Origin of the sequence: Neptuniibacter sp. PT8_73 (assembly GCF_047778045.1) — a bacterium.
Taxonomy (GTDB): domain Bacteria; phylum Pseudomonadota; class Gammaproteobacteria; order Pseudomonadales; family Balneatricaceae; genus Neptuniibacter.
Genome location: NZ_CP180545.1, coordinates 3,670,058 through 3,684,954, shown reverse-complemented (window position 1 = coordinate 3,684,954; position 14,897 = coordinate 3,670,058). Strand labels below are relative to the sequence as shown.

General features: G+C 45.1%; 16 protein-coding genes. 9 read left to right on the top strand and 7 right to left on the bottom strand.

Annotation, left to right across the window (positions count from 1 at the left end):
• The first annotated feature begins 2 nt into the window (after window positions 1-2).
• Entirely contained in the window at window positions 3-932 is a 930-nt protein-coding gene (locus ACMXYN_RS16940; protein WP_415892798.1) for a diguanylate cyclase domain-containing protein, read from the top strand.
• Here the strand turns inward: ACMXYN_RS16940 and ACMXYN_RS16935 are convergent.
• Together ACMXYN_RS16935 and ACMXYN_RS16930 are read right to left on the bottom strand one after the other, a co-directional pair.
• Window positions 924-3,383, bottom strand: a complete 2,460-nt coding sequence (locus ACMXYN_RS16935) for an ABC transporter permease (protein ID WP_415892797.1) — start codon at window positions 3,381-3,383, stop codon at window positions 924-926. The genes ACMXYN_RS16940 and ACMXYN_RS16935 overlap by 9 nt on opposite strands.
• The gene (locus ACMXYN_RS16930) at window positions 3,380-4,069 is read right to left on the bottom strand and encodes an ABC transporter ATP-binding protein (RefSeq protein WP_415889591.1); all 690 of its coding nucleotides are present in this window, start codon (window positions 4,067-4,069) and stop codon (window positions 3,380-3,382) included. The genes ACMXYN_RS16935 and ACMXYN_RS16930 overlap by 4 nt, the downstream gene beginning before the upstream one ends.
• A gap of 10 nt (window positions 4,070-4,079) precedes the next feature.
• Here ACMXYN_RS16930 and ACMXYN_RS16925 point away from each other — a divergent pair, with 10 nt between their 5' ends.
• A complete protein-coding gene (locus ACMXYN_RS16925; RefSeq protein WP_415892796.1) occupies window positions 4,080-4,679 on the top strand; it encodes an arylesterase in 600 nt (199 codons plus the stop codon).
• A gap of 10 nt (window positions 4,680-4,689) precedes the next feature.
• Here the strand turns inward: ACMXYN_RS16925 and ACMXYN_RS16920 are convergent, their stop codons facing one another.
• Window positions 4,690-5,247, bottom strand: a complete 558-nt coding sequence (locus ACMXYN_RS16920; protein WP_415889589.1) for a DUF4166 domain-containing protein — start codon at window positions 5,245-5,247, stop codon at window positions 4,690-4,692.
• Window positions 5,248-5,366: 119 nt separating this feature from the next.
• The gene (locus tag ACMXYN_RS16915) at window positions 5,367-5,948 is read right to left on the bottom strand and encodes a superoxide dismutase (RefSeq protein ID WP_415889588.1); all 582 of its coding nucleotides are present in this window, start codon (window positions 5,946-5,948) and stop codon (window positions 5,367-5,369) included.
• A gap of 307 nt (window positions 5,949-6,255) precedes the next feature.
• On the opposite strand from ACMXYN_RS16915, the gene ACMXYN_RS16910 reads away from it, so the two are divergent.
• On the top strand, window positions 6,256-6,537 hold the full coding sequence (locus tag ACMXYN_RS16910; protein WP_415889587.1) for a hypothetical protein: 282 nt from the start codon (window positions 6,256-6,258) through the stop codon (window positions 6,535-6,537).
• Between the two features lie 68 nt (window positions 6,538-6,605).
• Here the strand turns inward: ACMXYN_RS16910 and cysQ are convergent, their stop codons facing one another.
• Both cysQ and nudE read right to left on the bottom strand, forming a co-directional pair.
• Window positions 6,606-7,436, bottom strand: coding sequence for a 3'(2'),5'-bisphosphate nucleotidase CysQ (gene cysQ, locus ACMXYN_RS16905; protein WP_415892795.1), 831 nt, complete (start codon window positions 7,434-7,436; stop codon window positions 6,606-6,608).
• 49 nt (window positions 7,437-7,485) lie between these two features.
• Complete coding sequence (nudE, locus tag ACMXYN_RS16900) at window positions 7,486-8,031, bottom strand: ADP compounds hydrolase NudE (protein ID WP_415892794.1); 546 nt, start codon at window positions 8,029-8,031, stop codon at window positions 7,486-7,488.
• A 31-nt stretch (window positions 8,032-8,062) separates the two neighbouring features.
• On the opposite strand from nudE, the gene yrfG reads away from it, so the two are divergent.
• Window positions 8,063-8,719: a GMP/IMP nucleotidase gene (gene yrfG, locus ACMXYN_RS16895; protein WP_415892793.1), complete on the top strand. Its 657-nt coding sequence runs from the start codon at window positions 8,063-8,065 to the stop codon at window positions 8,717-8,719.
• Complete coding sequence (hslR, locus tag ACMXYN_RS16890) at window positions 8,716-9,126, top strand: ribosome-associated heat shock protein Hsp15 (protein ID WP_415886198.1); 411 nt, start codon at window positions 8,716-8,718, stop codon at window positions 9,124-9,126. Before yrfG ends, hslR begins: the two co-directional genes overlap by 4 nt.
• Window positions 9,127-9,179: 53 nt before the next feature.
• On the opposite strand, the gene ACMXYN_RS16885 is transcribed toward hslR, so the two are convergent.
• Entirely contained in the window at window positions 9,180-9,962 is a 783-nt protein-coding gene (locus ACMXYN_RS16885) for a phosphatase PAP2 family protein (RefSeq protein WP_415892792.1), read from the bottom strand.
• A 111-nt stretch (window positions 9,963-10,073) separates the two neighbouring features.
• Here ACMXYN_RS16885 and hslO point away from each other — a divergent pair, with 111 nt between their 5' ends.
• From hslO to ACMXYN_RS16865, 4 genes are all read left to right on the top strand, one after another.
• Window positions 10,074-10,943, top strand: coding sequence for an Hsp33 family molecular chaperone HslO (gene hslO, locus ACMXYN_RS16880; protein ID WP_415892791.1), 870 nt, complete (start codon window positions 10,074-10,076; stop codon window positions 10,941-10,943).
• A gap of 209 nt (window positions 10,944-11,152) precedes the next feature.
• Window positions 11,153-12,700 (top strand): phosphoenolpyruvate carboxykinase, encoded by a 1,548-nt coding sequence (locus ACMXYN_RS16875; RefSeq protein WP_415892790.1) that lies wholly within the window; start codon window positions 11,153-11,155, stop codon window positions 12,698-12,700.
• An 84-nt stretch (window positions 12,701-12,784) separates the two neighbouring features.
• On the top strand, window positions 12,785-13,768 hold the full coding sequence (locus tag ACMXYN_RS16870) for an alpha/beta hydrolase (RefSeq protein ID WP_415892789.1): 984 nt from the start codon (window positions 12,785-12,787) through the stop codon (window positions 13,766-13,768).
• Window positions 13,769-13,806: 38 nt separating this feature from the next.
• On the top strand, window positions 13,807-14,895 hold the full coding sequence (locus ACMXYN_RS16865; protein ID WP_415892788.1) for a poly(3-hydroxybutyrate) depolymerase: 1,089 nt from the start codon (window positions 13,807-13,809) through the stop codon (window positions 14,893-14,895).
• Window positions 14,896-14,897: the final 2 nt, after the last annotated feature.

Here is a 14,897-nt window from a genome sequence, read left to right as displayed (position 1 = left end):
TTGTGGATAAAGTTAAGGGGCATGTATTGGTCGTAGATGATGAAGCGGTGAACTGTAATGTACTCGTTTCGCTCTTGGACGATTATAAGGTTATTGTTGCGAAGAGCGGTGAAAAAGCCATCGAACGAGCCCGTGAAAACCCTCCTGATATCATTCTGTTAGATGTTGTCATGCCAGAGATGAATGGCTACGAAGTCTGTTCTATCTTGAAAGCAGATGAGTTTACCTGCCATATCCCCATTATTTTTGTCACCGTTAAGGCCACCATCGAAGAGGAGGCGCAAGGCCTGCAATTAGGCGCAGTGGATTACATTTCTAAGCCTTTTAGCCCTGCGATCGTCCAGGCGAGGGTCAATAATCACATTCAGCTTAAGCAGCAGCGTGACATGTTAGAAGCATTGAATGTCACTGATAGTTTAACCGGTATTGCCAATCGTCGGCTGTTTGATCAGGCGTTAAACCAGCATTGGCAGGCAGCTTGTCGAACCTTCAGCCCTCTTACTTTGTTAATGATCGATATAGATCACTTTAAACAGTACAACGACCATTACGGTCACCAAGCGGGTGATGATTGCTTGATTCAGGTGGCGCAAACTATCGATCAGCAATGCGATCGAGATTTGGATAAAGCATGTCGCTATGGGGGAGAGGAATTCGCCGTGATCTTGCCCTATACCGATCTGGCGGGCGGGAAGAAGATCGCAGAGAAAATGTTGAATGCGGTACGTGAACTACAGATCCCGCATGCGCAATCCAGTAGTGCCGGGATCGTTACGGTAAGTATCGGGCTGGCAATGATTGAAGCTGCTCCTAATGCCGAGTTAGAACGCTTGGTAGAAACCGCTGATCAAGCGCTCTATACCGCCAAAAAAAGCGGGCGAAATCGCTGTAATTTTCAGCGATCTGCCCGAAGCTCAGTTTGCTCAGCGTGAAGCCAGTGTTTGATAGCTTTGGCTTAAGCTCTGTTGGCGATGGCTAAAGTGTCCAATCAGAATAAATAGGCCGCTGCTCAGTATCGGTAAAAGACACCATAGTATCGGATGCAAAACCGGTGATAAATTCAACAATTGCTGGTGGATCGGCCACAAGCTTGCCTCGGAAATGATGACTGCCAGTACTCCGCTAATCCCACCAATTAGACCCATCTCTAAACGATCGAGTTGCTTACACTGCTTCTGGCTCGCGCCTAAGGTAAGCAGAAGCGCATTTTCATGACGACGTTGTTCAAGTTCTTGGGTCAGCGTTACATAGAGTAAAACTAAACCCGATGCAGTCGTCAGCAACATCAGTAAGCTTGAGAGTAGGGATAGCTTACTCAGTAATGTTTGCAGCTGCGACAGAATCTGCCGAACATCGATCAGTGTCAGAGTCGGGAACTGTTGTAGCAGAGAGCGGCTAATCTCTGCGCTTTTATCACCTAGATAAAAACTGGTTAGGTAGCTAGGCGAGTATGGCTCCAGAATGTCGGGGCTGAAGATATAGTAAAAGTTAGGTTGGAAAGAGTCCCATCTGACAGAACGAATACTGGTGATCTCGGCGCTGGCTTCGCGGCCCGCGATATCAAAAGTGACGGTATCGCCGAGTGTTAAGCCCAGTTCAGATGCGAGCTTTTGTTCGATAGAGACGCTTTGAGAATTGTTCCACTGTCCTGATATAAGCTCATTATGATCTGGGAACTGTTCTGTCGCTGTTAGATTCAACTCACGTTTTAGCGAAGGCTGCTCCAACTGTTCAGGCGTCAGTGCCTCTGCTAAAGGTTGTCCATTAACCTTGCTTAAGCGACCACGATAGATCGGCCAAAGCTGATTATCGATCTGCTGTGCTGTTAACAAGGTTTCAACTTCCGGTTTCTCCCAATCTTGAATGTTGATGAGGAAGTGATCCGGCGTGTTTTCGGGTAACTGTTCTTGCCAGCGGCTCAGAAGATCATTTAGAGCAACTAAGTTAATGCTCAACAATGCAAATAGCAGACAGATCACCGGTATTTGGATTCGATACCAGCGCTGCTGTTGCTGCATGCGGCTGACCAACATCTGCCCTAGCGGATGATGCTTAGATAACCTCTGCGAACTCCATTGCGCGATAAAAGCACCGAGCCAACCCAGCAGGCTACCTAGGATAAGCAAGCTCAGAGTAAGACTGAGGGTGAGCCACAGGCTATTTAAGTAGCTGCTGGTGAATAGCAGCAAGACAATGAACGCGCAAAGATAGGGTAGCTTGCCACCCCACTTCAGAGGCGAAGGTTGGTTTTGGAATAGCTGTGTAGGTGTGCTTTTCTGTAGCAACAGAAGGTTAGGCAACCCAAGGGTGACAATAATGGCAATGCCTAACGCAGGCCCTGTCAGATAGGTTGTGAAAGCGGCTGTAGGTACAGGTTGAGGCAGCAACTCATTTAGCAGCTGTAGGCCTGAAGCTTCTAATATAACTGCTAGAAAAATACCTACTAGGCTACATAGAAACCATGCGTATCCTAGTTGGGCAAGGTACATCAATAACAACTGACGATTACTAACCCCTAAGCTTTTGAACAGTGCTGCACGTTTGCTTTGGCTCTGTGTAAAACGGCGTAAACTGAGGAAAATCGTCATGGCAGCAATCAGCAACGCAAATAGCGCACCTAAACGCAGATAAGAAGAGGCTTTCATTAACGCGCTGTTTTGTTGGCCCTCTTCGCTTTTTAGTGAAGTGATCTGCTCGCCGGTTTGTTTATTTTCTTGGAGATAGATTTCTAGTTGCGCGATTTTCTGGGCGTCGCCACTAAACAGTTGGCGATAATGTACACGTGAACCGGGGCCCAAGAGCTCGGTACTTTGTAGGTCCGAGTGATTGATAATAATTTGTGGGTTAAAGCTAATAAAACCGCGACCACGGTCAGGGGAAGCAAGTACCGTACGAGTTAAAACAAACTCTTTTGAGCCTAACGTAAGTATATCGCCGGGTTCGAGCTTTAATCGCTCAAATACGCCTTGCTCGGCCCAGGCTTCTCCCAAATTGGGCAATGGTGTTTGAGCCGGCTGATCTAACGAAATTTGTCCGCTGGGGTAGGGGGCCCTCAGTGCTCTCACACTAACCAATACAAAGTTATCACCTTGGTTTGCCATGCTGGCGATCTGCGTGACCGAAGTATGCTCAAGGGCCATCTCTTCAGCCATTGAAAGCGTTTTGTCAGAAAGAGGGCGACTATTACTCAGAACTAAGTCAGCGCCTAAAAGTGCACTACCTTGCCTTTCGAGCGTTTGTTCAATTCGCTCACCTAATACTGCCATCAGGCTAGCAATGGTAATCGCCAGCAATAGAGCCAGAAGTAGTGATCGCCACTCACTTAGCTTGATATTACTCAAGCTATGTTGACCAGCTATTTTAAGCAGAGTGGTAAGGTTCATGCTGATAACTCTTGCAGTTCGCCATTATGTAAACGCAATGCGCGACTGCAGCGTTTTGCTAAAAATGAGTCATGGGTAATCAAAATCAGCGTTGTGCCTTGAGCTTTGTTGAGATCAAAAAGCTGCTGGATGATCTGTTCACCGGTGTGTTCATCTAAGTTTCCGGTAGGCTCATCAGCAAATAATAGGGTGGGATTTGTGGCAAAGCTGCGTGCTATAGCCACTCTTTGTTGTTCGCCACCGGATAGCTCAGCGGGCTTATGATTAAGTCGTTCACTCAGCCCTACTTTGCTTAGCCAAATCTCAGCTTCTTCTGCGGCTTCTCTATGGTTGCGAATCTGCAGAGGCAGCATGACATTTTGTTGGGCTGTTAGGTCTGGTAGTAGGTGAAACGATTGAAATACGAAACTGATATGTTGGTTACGAAAATCTGCCCGCTGTTGATCATTCAGGTCATTTAGATCGGTATTATTCAGCAAAACATGACCTGAACTGGGATGATCTAATCCGGCTAGTAGCGATAGTAGGGTCGATTTACCTGTGCCTGAAGGGCCGACGATAGCAACACTTTCTCCCCGCTTGATCTCTAGATTAATATCACTGAATAGATCAACGGCCCCTGCTTGAGTCTGAAACTGTTTTGCGAGATGCTGAGCACTAACGACTGTGTTTGTATCAATTGCCATAGGTTCTTCCGTGCGTAAAACGATTGCCTTTCTATTATTCGTATTTCTGACCGTTCCGGTTCAAGCGCGTTCCCTAATTGTTTTAGGGGATAGCCTATCTGCTGCTTATCAGATGGATTTGGAGCAAGGCTGGGTGCACTTGTTACAACAGCGTTTAGATCAACAAGGCTATGCGCTTGAAGTGATTAATGCCAGTGTTAGTGGTGATACAACGCAAAATGGCATCGCTCGATTGAACTTGCTGCTGAAACAAACTGAGCCAGAGATTGTGGTTATCGAATTAGGCGGGAATGACGGTTTACGTGGTACACCGCCAGTTGCGATCCAAAGAAATTTAGGGCGTCTGATCGATATGGCTCAAGGTAATGGAGCTAAGGTTCTGTTGCTTGGTATGCAGCTCCCTCCAAACTACGGTAAAGCGTACACCCAGCGTTTTAGCGAAATCTATCCGACAGTGGCTGATAACAAAAAAGTGGCTTTAGTGCCTTTCTTTATGGAGCAAGTCGCCTTAAATCAAGAGCGCATGCAGGATGATGGAATTCATCCTAGTGCGGAAGGTCAGCCTTATCTGCTAGATACGATGTGGCCGTATTTAGAGCCATTATTGTAGTAATCGTTACTTAGTTTTCGATTTGGGGATTTGGTTCGAGTAACCCCTGATAGGACACGAGTGAGCCAAGTATTGGCAAAGTAAAACCGACGAAAAATCGGTATTTCCCATTCTCGATCTTTTTGTAAGCAGTGGTTTTAGGCAGTAGCCATGTGGGGACTGTAATACCTTTGATCTGAATTTTTAGGCAGCGCCAAAACCATCCGCCCTCTTTGATATCAACTGTCAGATGCAATGTTATCGGGCCGGTTTCTTCGATCCAATAACCGTTTTCAATTGAGCCCACAGGTTTGAATATTGAAGTAACTCTCTCTTGGTCGTTGAAACAGCGTCCCCAGTGCAAGCTATCAGGCTTATGGAATATGTTCACAGATAATTGGTGTTGGCCAGCTGTTGGAAGGCCCATTTTCTTGGCAAGCCTCTGGCCGATTATTCCCGCGAGGCCTTTACCGTAAGTTAGATCGACGGAGCCTTTAAGCTCACCACCTTGGATATGCAACTGTTGTAGCTGAGGGTGAAGTTCAGAAAATTTATCTCCGAACCAAGTGGATACAAGCGCAGATCTCATTCAGACAGTCCTTTGTTTAGCTATTTTCCGTAACACTTGTTTTAGCCTATCACGATAAACACTAGGCACAAAAAAGGCCGATACGTTTCCGTATCAGCCTTTTAAAAAGTTACGATAACTTATGCAAAGTTAGCGTTTACGAATTCCCAGTTAACTAGCGCCCAGAAACCTTTTAGGTAATCAGGACGAACGTTACGGTAATCGATGTAGTAAGCGTGTTCCCATAGGTCAACAGTAAGCAGTGGAGTCTGACCTTCAGTTAGAGGGCAGCCAGCGTTGCTAGTGTTAACGATATCAATAGAACCGTCAGCGTTTTTAACCAACCAAGTCCAGCTAGAACCGAAGTTGTTAACTGCTTTGTCGTTTAGAGCTTCTTGGAATGCTGCGAAAGAACCCCATTTAGCGTTGATTGCATCAGCAATTGCGCCAGTTGGCTCACCACCACCGTTTGGTGCTAGGCAGTTCCAGTAGAACGTGTGGTTCCAGATCTGAGCAGCGTTGTTGAATACGCCGCCAGCAGGAGCAGAAGTGATGATCTCTTCTAGAGTTTTACCTTCGTACTCGGTACCAGGAACTAGACCATTTAGCTTAACAACGTAAGTGTTGTGGTGTTTGCCGTGGTGGAAGTCTAGCGTTTCAGCAGAGATGTGTGGTTCCAGAGCGTCCTTTGCATAAGGTAGCGGCGGAAGTTCAAAGCTCATAAGTGTCACCTTATTCGTGTGTCGTAAAGACTTATTGTCAGAGATTACCTGCGTATCCGTATGCTCACACGATTGGCAGGTAATTATTAATTATCCAAAGCACGGAAATAATAGCACCCAAGAGTGATTATTTCATGGTACAAAAAGTGTGCTTATTTGATGTTCTTTTGTTACGAACTATCTACCTATATTGGTTCATAATTCATTTTTTAAAGGGCTGCGACTAAAGTTTGCTGAAACTGTCATGTTTTAACCCTAGAATGACAGGCCTGTATTTTTATAACTATAAAAAAGTGACTGTTAGAAGATGTATAAAGTTTTAATTTGGATTTCTGTAGTATCTCTGGCAATTCTGGTCGTTAAAACCCAGTTTCTAGCGTCTGATACATTTGTGCCTTTTAAAGAGGATTGCATGAAGTTGGCGGGTGCTACTGAGGAGCGTTGTGACTGCTTTTCTAAATATGTACACAAGCACTTTAGCGATAATGAAGTGAAACTGATCCGTGCCAATCAACTGAGCAACCCTGATTTTAAATTTAAAGTGGAAGAGGTTTTTGCTCGTGCTAATCAGTCCTGTGCAGCTGAATAATTAGCTCTTACCTACTCACCTAGCTGGGATAATGAATCTATATCCCAGCTGTTTTTGGTCCCTGTCCTTTAATTAGTGTTCTTCGCTAGATGGTTTCGTAAAACTTCTAGTGGGAATTGCGGATCACCGCAGGCAAAGAAATACGGATTTTCTAAAGACTCGCGTAAGTTATATGTGAGGCCTTCGAGTGTTTCGGTGTTGACTAAACGCCCACCCGCTGCTTCCAGAATGGCTTGAGCTGCTGCCGTATCCCATTCGCTGGTGGGATAAAGACGTGGGTAAAAATCGGCTATACCTTCAGCGATTAGACACATCTTTAGAGAGCTTCCCATCCCTCGATGGCTTATCTGGGAAAACTGCTTAGCTATCGGCAGCATCAGGTTTTCGTTAGCTTCTTGGCCATGTCTACGACTGGATGCGACGATTAGGTCTTTGCCCAGAGGTCTGCTCCGGATTTGCGCTGGAGCTTGCCCATCTTCCTGTTTCCATGCACCAATTTCGTTGCCCCCCCAATAGGCGACTCCGCTAACGGGGACATAGATAATACCGAAGATAGGGCGGTTGTTTTCGATCAGAGCAATATTGATGGTGAACTCATCGTTCCGGTTAATAAACTCTTTGGTCCCGTCCAACGGATCGATACACCAAAATTGCTGCCAAACTTTGCGCTGTTGGTAGGTTAATTCAGTGTCTTCTTCACTTAGTTGTGGGATCTCGGGAGTCAGATCGCTGAGACCGGCCCGAATCACCTGATGTGCTGCGAGGTCAGCTGCCGTAACAGGGGAGTGGTCAGCTTTAGCTGCAATCGAAAAATCATCGCGCTGATAAACTTTTAAGATCTCAGCGCTGGCTTGCTGACAAATACAGAGTAATGCTGAAGCTAAGTCGTGTTGGTTCATTATCTTACGGCCTTTTTGTTATTGGGTGTTGGCAGTATGAATGATGGTTCTATTTGCGATTGAGGAAATCTCTGGCCATATAGAGCGCTGCAATGGCTCTACCTTCGGTAAAGTCCTCGCTAGCTACCAGTTGCTCTATTTCGGCTAGCGGCCAACTGACGACTTCCATCTCCTCTGGCTCATCGCCTTGTAAACGACAAGGATAGAGATCTCTGGCGATGACCGCTGTAATTCTATGCCCCATATAGTTGGGTGCTGATGTCATTATTTTTAGCGTATCTAACTGGTTGCTACCAAATCCTGCTTCCTCTTTAAGCTCTCGGTCTGCAGCGATATGAGCGTTTTCACCGGGATCTATCAGGCCTTTAGGCAGCGTCAGCGTGTAATCCTCAATACCTGCAGCATACTCTTTGATCAGCAGTACTTCATTGTCTTCGGTCACAGGAATGATCATTACTGCACTGTTACCTCGATTGGCTAAGCGCTCATAAGTGCGTTCAGCACCGTTTGAAAAGCGAAGTTCAACTTGCTCGACTTTAAATAAGCGTGTTTGTGCGGCAGTTGTAACCTTCAAAATTTCGGGTTTAACCGGCATACTGAGGTTTCCTCTTTACTTGGCCTGAAAAATGTTTGATTGGCAGAATATAGATACCGTCTTGCTGGATATGGACGGCACCCTTCTTGATCTACACTTTGATACCTATTTTTGGCTAGAACATCTACCCCTGCGATATGCGCAGATCCACAAAATGGATCAAGATGAAGCTCGCAGTTGGTTGCATGAGCGTATCATAGAGCAGCAAGGAACTCTTAATTGGTATTGTTTGGATTATTGGACGCGTGAACTGAATGTGCCCATTACTGAACTGAAGTCTGAGATTGCCGACAAAATCGCTTTTCGACCTCATGTGCAGGACTTCCTAGCTACCTTAAAAGAGCAGGGAATTCGCACGGTTATTGTGACGAATGCTCATTGGGGAAGCTTGTCTCTTAAAATTGAAAAAACCGCTATCAACGATCTTGTGGATGATGTCATCTGCTCTCATGACTTTGGGTTGCCCAAAGAAGATCTCACTTTTTGGGATCGTCTGCAGCAAGTAGAGCCTTTTGATAAGTCCCGTACTTTGCTGGTGGATGATAGCTTTGCTGTACTTAACAGTGCTCGGGAATATGGTATTAAGTATTTATTGTCGATCTACCAACCTGATAGCCAGCAGCCTAAAAGAGAAATAGATGACTATAGTGCTATAGAGCACTTTGATGAGATTACCCCCAAGAAATGACAGATACAGAAGTAAAAGTTCGACTTGATAAATGGCTTTGGGCCGCTCGTTTTTATAAAACCCGCGCTGTTGCAAAACAGATGATCGATGGCGGTAAGGTGCACTATAACGGGCAGCGTACCAAATGTAGCCGACATGTTGAAATCGGCGCTGTCTTAGAAATTCGTCAGGGTTTCGATGAGAAAGAGATCGTAGTGGTTGAGCTCTCAGATAAACGTCGTGGTGCGCCTGAAGCGCAAAAACTCTACAAAGAGACTGAAGCCAGTATTAAAAAACGTGAAGAGCATGCAGCTCAGCGTAAGGCGATGGGTAGTAGCTTGAATCCGCGCAATCGACCAAATAAGAAAGAGCGCCGTCAGATTCGATCATTTAAAGATGGTGAACGCGGTATCTTTGATAAAGGTTAACGACTAACCGCATTGTTCTGTCTATGGCGAACAATGCGGTTGGATCAACACATTTACGATTTGAGTATCGGGAGTTGATTTAGCAAAGGTATCTTCGCCAATAGCCGTATTAATGGCTGTAGAAGTTTGTGAGTCTTGCTGGTAGCTATATGCATAATTGGCGTACAAAAAGCCAAGCTCAGGGTAATCATTGCTGAGAAAGCCCCGCCGACTAAATTGTCACTTGCCCAATGGGCTCCACCCACAACGCGCGGAAGCATAAATAGAACGGCTAAAAATAGAGCGGATAAAGATAACCAGCTACGCGCATTTAGCATCATAAAGCCTGCCCAGGTTAGAACGACTGTAGCGTGATCCCCAGGGAAGGTGGATGTTGCACTGTCTTTGGCCGGAATATCCGGAACAATCTGACTAAACCGATATGCTGGCTCCAGTAATAAGGTTGGGCTCTTACCACTTAGCTCCGCAGCTTTGGTGAAGTTAGCCACCCCTTCTCTGACAAAGAACATCAAAACGAGTAATAGAATAAACCCGATGATGGCTTGTTGGAGGCGATCACGTTTTATACCGAAGCCTGGGAAGGTAAGACTGCCCAGCATAATTGTAAGTGGTATAAGGTCCATGATGCGGACATTCGCCCATGCCCAAAAACGGGTCCAGCCATTATCTTCAGACAAGGTGCCATTCAGCAAGAAAAATAGGTTTTGGTCGATACTGCGCCAGAAGGCAAAGCCAGTTTCTGTCACGAAGAAGCCAAACCATGCAAACGCAAACAAATGCCCGAGGATAAGGGCTTTGATATTCCAAGTCTGCCTGAAAACGGTAATATCGTTCATACTGTAAATACTGTCCCGAATTGTGAGACAGATATGATAAAATACCTGTATTAACTTGGGTACCTGTCTGGGCCCACTTATTTTCCACTTATAACTCGATAGAATCCTCTCATGAGTAATCCTGATCAGATTCAGCGTATCCTATTTGATGAATTGGATATTCGCGGCGTTGTTTCCGGCGTACAGCAAACCTGTGCCGATTGTTTTGAAAACCATGACTATCCCGCTGTGATCCAGCAGGTGTTAGGTGAAATGTTAGCAGCGGTTAGTTTGCTTAGCTCGAACCTAAAATTTAAAGGTCGCCTTATTCTTCAAGCTCAAGGTCGAGGAAATGTTCGTGTGTTAATGGCGGAGTGTAACCATGACCGCGATCTCCGTGCGATTGCTCGTTACGAAGGTGAGCTAGATGAACAAGCTAACTTTGTAGATCTATTACCGCAAGGTCAGGTTGTCTTAACCATTGAGCCGGAGCAAGGACAACCTTATCAAGGTATTGTGCCGCTGGACGGCGAGAACCTCGGTAAATGTTTAGAAAACTACTTCGTTAGCTCTGAACAGTTACCAACCCAGATCCAGCTAGCTTCTGATGGTGAAAAAGCAGCAGGTATTATGCTGCAGGTATTGCCAGCGCAAGGTACCGGCGAAGAAGATTGGGATCGGGTTAGTCACTTAGCGTCCACGCTTAAAAGTGAAGAGTTATTAGAGTTGGATAACGAAACATTGTTGTACAGACTTTTCCATGAAGAACAATGTCGTCTATACGAACCGGATGAAGTTCGATTTAAATGTACCTGTTCTCGTCAACGTAGCGAAGCATCTTTGAAACTTGTCGAAAAAGCAGAGCTTTTAGAAGTACTAGAAGAGCAGGGCAAAGTGGCTGTTAATTGCCAGTTCTGTAACGCCCAGTACGATTTTGACGCTGCAGATATTGAAGCACTGTTTGCTGAAAACGGCGCTTCAGGCGGCTCACAAGTACATTAAGCGAACTTATATTAGATATTCTGGTGGTGAATTTGCAGTAAAATCAATCAAATAAGCCTGTTTTTGCGGCAGGTCAAATGCGAATTGATTTCAACAATGGCACAGCGTGCGATTTTTGTGCATAATACGCCTCCTTATAATTACGATACACCATAGCCTTACGCCTTATTAGGTAACGTTATTGGCGCCTATGCCAAGGGAACCCAGTAATGACCAAAGATTCTGTTAATATTGCACACCACAACTTAAGCCCAGCTAAGCTGGTTGAGAAAGCCATTGCCAACGGTGAAGGAACACTTGCTGACACTGGCGCATTGGTAGTGACAACAGGTAAACGTACCGGTCGTTCTCCGATGGATCGTTTCATCGTTGAAGAGCCAAGTACTGCTGATTCTATCGATTGGGGTAATATCAACCGCCCATTCGATTCAGATAAATTTGATGCGTTATGGACTCGCGTAGAAGAGTTCATCGCAGATAAAGAGCACTTCGTGTCAAACGTACACGTGGGTTCTGATCCAAACCATTATCTTGCTGTAAACATGACTACTCAGACTGCATGGCAGAACCTGTTCGGTCAGAATCTTTTCATTCGTCCTGCGGAATACAATCCGAAGTCGAAAGAAGAGTGGCAGATCCTAAACGTTGCTGGTTTCGAATGTGATCCAGAGCGTGACGGCACTAACAGCGATGGTTGCGTAATCATCAACTTTGCTAAGCGTAAAGTTTTGCTAGCAGGCATGCGCTACGCTGGTGAAATGAAGAAAGCGATGTTCTCTGTACAGAACTTCCTGTTACCAGAGAAAGACGTATTGCCAATGCACTGTTCTGCAAACGTTGGTGATGACAACAGTACTACGCTATTCTTCGGTCTATCTGGCACAGGTAAAACCACGCTGTCTGCTGATCCTTCTCGTTACCTAATCGGTGATGATGAGCACGGTTGGGGCAAAGGCGTTGTATTTAACCTAGAAGGTGGTTGCTACGCTAAAACTATCAACCTAAGCCAGAAGAACGAACCAATTATCTGGGACGCTATCCGCTTTGGTGCGATCGTAGAGAACGTTGCTCTAAACGATGCACGTACAGCTGATTACGATGACACGTCTCTAACTGAGAACGGTCGTTGCGCATACCCGCTACAGCACGTTGAAAAACGTACTGTATCTAACATGGGTGAAGAGCCAGATTCTATCGTATTCCTAACATGTGACCTGACTGGCGTATTGCCACCAGTATCTATCCTGACTAAAGAAGCGGCTGCGTACCACTTCCTGTCTGGTTACACTGCACTTGTAGGTTCTACGGAAATGGGTTCAGGCGGTGGCATCAAGTCTACTTTCTCTACTTGTTTCGGTGCTCCTTTCTTCCCTCGTCCAGCGCACGTTTACGCTGAGCTTCTAATGAAGCGTATCGAAGAGTTCGGTTCTAAGGTTTACCTTGTAAATACTGGTTGGACTGGCGGTTCTTACGGTACTGGCGAACGTTTCAGCATCCCAACTACTCGTGGCATCATCTCTGCAATCCAGAATGGTTCCCTAAACGGTGTTGAGACTGAGAAGCTAGAAGGTCTAAACCTAGAAGTACCAGTTGCGGTTGAAGGTGTAGACAATACACTACTTAACCCACGTAACACTTGGGCTGACAAGTCTGGTTACGATGCAACTGCAAACGATTTGATCGGTCAGTTCGTAGAGAACTTCAAGAAGTTCGATGGCGTATCTGAAGAGATCATTGCAGCGGGCCCTAAGCTATAAGCGGCTAGCTTGCATTTGAAAAAAACCTCGTATTCATACGAGGTTTTTTTTTGCCTTAGTTTTGTTAAAGGCATAATTTATCAAATGTATGATTCATTAAATCAGGGAGTGATGATGAAAAGTTTAAACAAAGTGGTGATGCATGTCTGTATAACACTTTTATCCTTTTGTTTTGTCGATAACCATGCTTGGGCTGAAGCCAAAAAAATCACATATCAGGGGTATTCTCTTTATTCAGATGTGGAATATGGAGAAGACCCTTCTCAATCTTTTGATGTTTATACCCATGATGATTTTTCGAATGCGCCTGTTATTTTTATGGTGCATGGAGGGGCTTGGAGTTCAGGGGACAAAACATCAGCCAGCGTCGTTCACAATAAAGTCCTGCGTTGGCTGCCACAGGGTTTTGTATTTATCTCTGTTAACTATCGCTTGGTGCCTTCTGTTAGCCCATTAGAGCAGGCCCAAGATCTTAAGAAGGCTATAGTTGTTGCCCAAGATAAGGCTCATTATTGGGGAGCAGATTCTTCAAAATTTATACTGATGGGGCATTCAGCAGGTGCTCACCTTGTTGCTCTAGTGTCATCTGCCGTTTCTAATATCCAAACTATAGGGGGAGTGCCTTGGCTAGGCACGGTTATATTAGATAGTGCAGCCTTAAATTTGCCAGAAATTATGCAGAGGGAGCATTATAGATTCTACGACAAAGCCTTCGGGTCTGAGGAATCATTCTGGTATCAAACATCCCCCTTCCATCAATTGCAATCAGATGCCCGGCCACTATTGGCAGCGTGCTCTTCTCGAAGGGTCGATGCCTGTATGCAGGCTGAGAGTTATATAGCTAGGGCTATTGAAGAGGGGATTCGTGCGTATGTTTTGAGTAGAAATTATTCCCATAAAAGCATGAATTCTAAACTAGGCGAAAACAATAGTTATACAAAGGATGTGGAGCTATTCATGTCTAGCCTAGATAAAGGTGTAAAAGATCTCTTATCAGATATGGCTAATAAGAATAATGAGAAAGTACGCCAGCTTCTTCAGATCATCATCGAAAGAAAATTGGGATGAATTTATTTTATTATGATCGAGTGTGGCAGGAAGCTCCTATGAAAAAAATAATTAGTTTTGTTTTTTGTGCTTGCCTATCAAGCCTTTCATTTGCCGAAGGTGGAAATAAGCAAGTTTTGCCGGCTTTAAATGCTTTGCCTGATAAAACCTCCATATCCGGTTTGTCATCAGGCGGCTTTATGGCGGCCCAATATCATATTGCTTATTCTGAGAATCTAGTGGGTGTTGGGATTATTGCTGGAGGGCCGTGGAATTGTGTCGCGAGTATTCCCGGAAATGATCTGACGCCTAAGCTTGTGAGTGCCACCACAACCTGTATGGACCCTTGCAAGTACAGCTGGTTTGGTTGCCCTGAAACTCTATATCCTAATAGTCGTTATTTGTCTGAACTAGCCAAGACTGAAGCTGAGCGAGGCAGCATAGCTAGGTTAGAGAATCTTTCTGACGATAAAGTTTATATCTTTTCTGGCCTTAAAGATAAAACCGTTAGACAGGTTGTAGTAGATCAGACACTGTCTTTCTATAAGTACTTAGAGCTTGATGGAAGTGCTATTCGCTACGATAACAGAGTAGCTGCAGGGCACGGATTCATTACTGATGATCTTGAAGATAATTCGTGTGCTCAGACCGAAAAGCCATGGATCAATAATTGTGGCTTCTCCCAAGCACGGCGATTGCTAGAGCATATCTATGGCGAATTAGAGGTAGATGTTAAAGAGCTGTCAGGTGAGTTGATTAAGTTTGATCAAACGCCATTCATCTCAGGTGAATACACTAGTCTAGACGATATGGGTTATGTCTATATTCCTGAGAGTTGCCGTAGTGAATCTTGCCGAGTGCATGTGGCTCTACATGGTTGCCGGCAGGGGGATGAATTTTTGGGAGATCGATTTGTATCGGGTACGGGTTATAACGAAACAGCGGATGCTAATCAGTTGATTATCCTTTACCCGCAAGTGAAACCATCCTCAATCATGCCTTTAAACCCTCGTGGCTGTTGGGATTTTTGGGGGTATAGCAGTAATAGCTTACCGCCATATCATTACTATAAAAGAAGTGCGCCACAGATGAAGGCGATCAATCAAATGGTTAATCGCTTAACCTCAAAACCGACTAATGAGTTTTAGCA

Bases quoted from the DNA above. Each gene is read 5' to 3' on its own strand.
- ACMXYN_RS16935 (WP_415892797.1), bottom strand. From the start codon at position 3,383: ATGAACCTTACCACTCTGCTTAAAATAGCTGGTCAACATAGCTTGAGT.
- ACMXYN_RS16930 (WP_415889591.1), bottom strand. From the start codon at position 4,069: ATGGCAATTGATACAAACACAGTCGTTAGTGCTCAGCATCTCGCAAAA.
- ACMXYN_RS16920 (WP_415889589.1), bottom strand. From the start codon at position 5,247: ATGAGATCTGCGCTTGTATCCACTTGGTTCGGAGATAAATTTTCTGAA.
- ACMXYN_RS16915 (WP_415889588.1), bottom strand. From the start codon at position 5,948: ATGAGCTTTGAACTTCCGCCGCTACCTTATGCAAAGGACGCTCTGGAA.
- ACMXYN_RS16910 (WP_415889587.1), top strand. From the start codon at position 6,256: ATGTATAAAGTTTTAATTTGGATTTCTGTAGTATCTCTGGCAATTCTG.
- cysQ (WP_415892795.1), bottom strand. From the start codon at position 7,436: ATGAACCAACACGACTTAGCTTCAGCATTACTCTGTATTTGTCAGCAA.
- nudE (WP_415892794.1), bottom strand. From the start codon at position 8,031: ATGCCGGTTAAACCCGAAATTTTGAAGGTTACAACTGCCGCACAAACA.
- yrfG (WP_415892793.1), top strand. From the start codon at position 8,063: ATGTTTGATTGGCAGAATATAGATACCGTCTTGCTGGATATGGACGGC.
- hslR (WP_415886198.1), top strand. From the start codon at position 8,716: ATGACAGATACAGAAGTAAAAGTTCGACTTGATAAATGGCTTTGGGCC.
- ACMXYN_RS16885 (WP_415892792.1), bottom strand. From the start codon at position 9,962: ATGAACGATATTACCGTTTTCAGGCAGACTTGGAATATCAAAGCCCTT.
- hslO (WP_415892791.1), top strand. From the start codon at position 10,074: ATGAGTAATCCTGATCAGATTCAGCGTATCCTATTTGATGAATTGGAT.
- ACMXYN_RS16875 (WP_415892790.1), top strand. From the start codon at position 11,153: ATGACCAAAGATTCTGTTAATATTGCACACCACAACTTAAGCCCAGCT.
- ACMXYN_RS16870 (WP_415892789.1), top strand. From the start codon at position 12,785: ATGTATGATTCATTAAATCAGGGAGTGATGATGAAAAGTTTAAACAAA.
- ACMXYN_RS16865 (WP_415892788.1), top strand. From the start codon at position 13,807: ATGAAAAAAATAATTAGTTTTGTTTTTTGTGCTTGCCTATCAAGCCTT.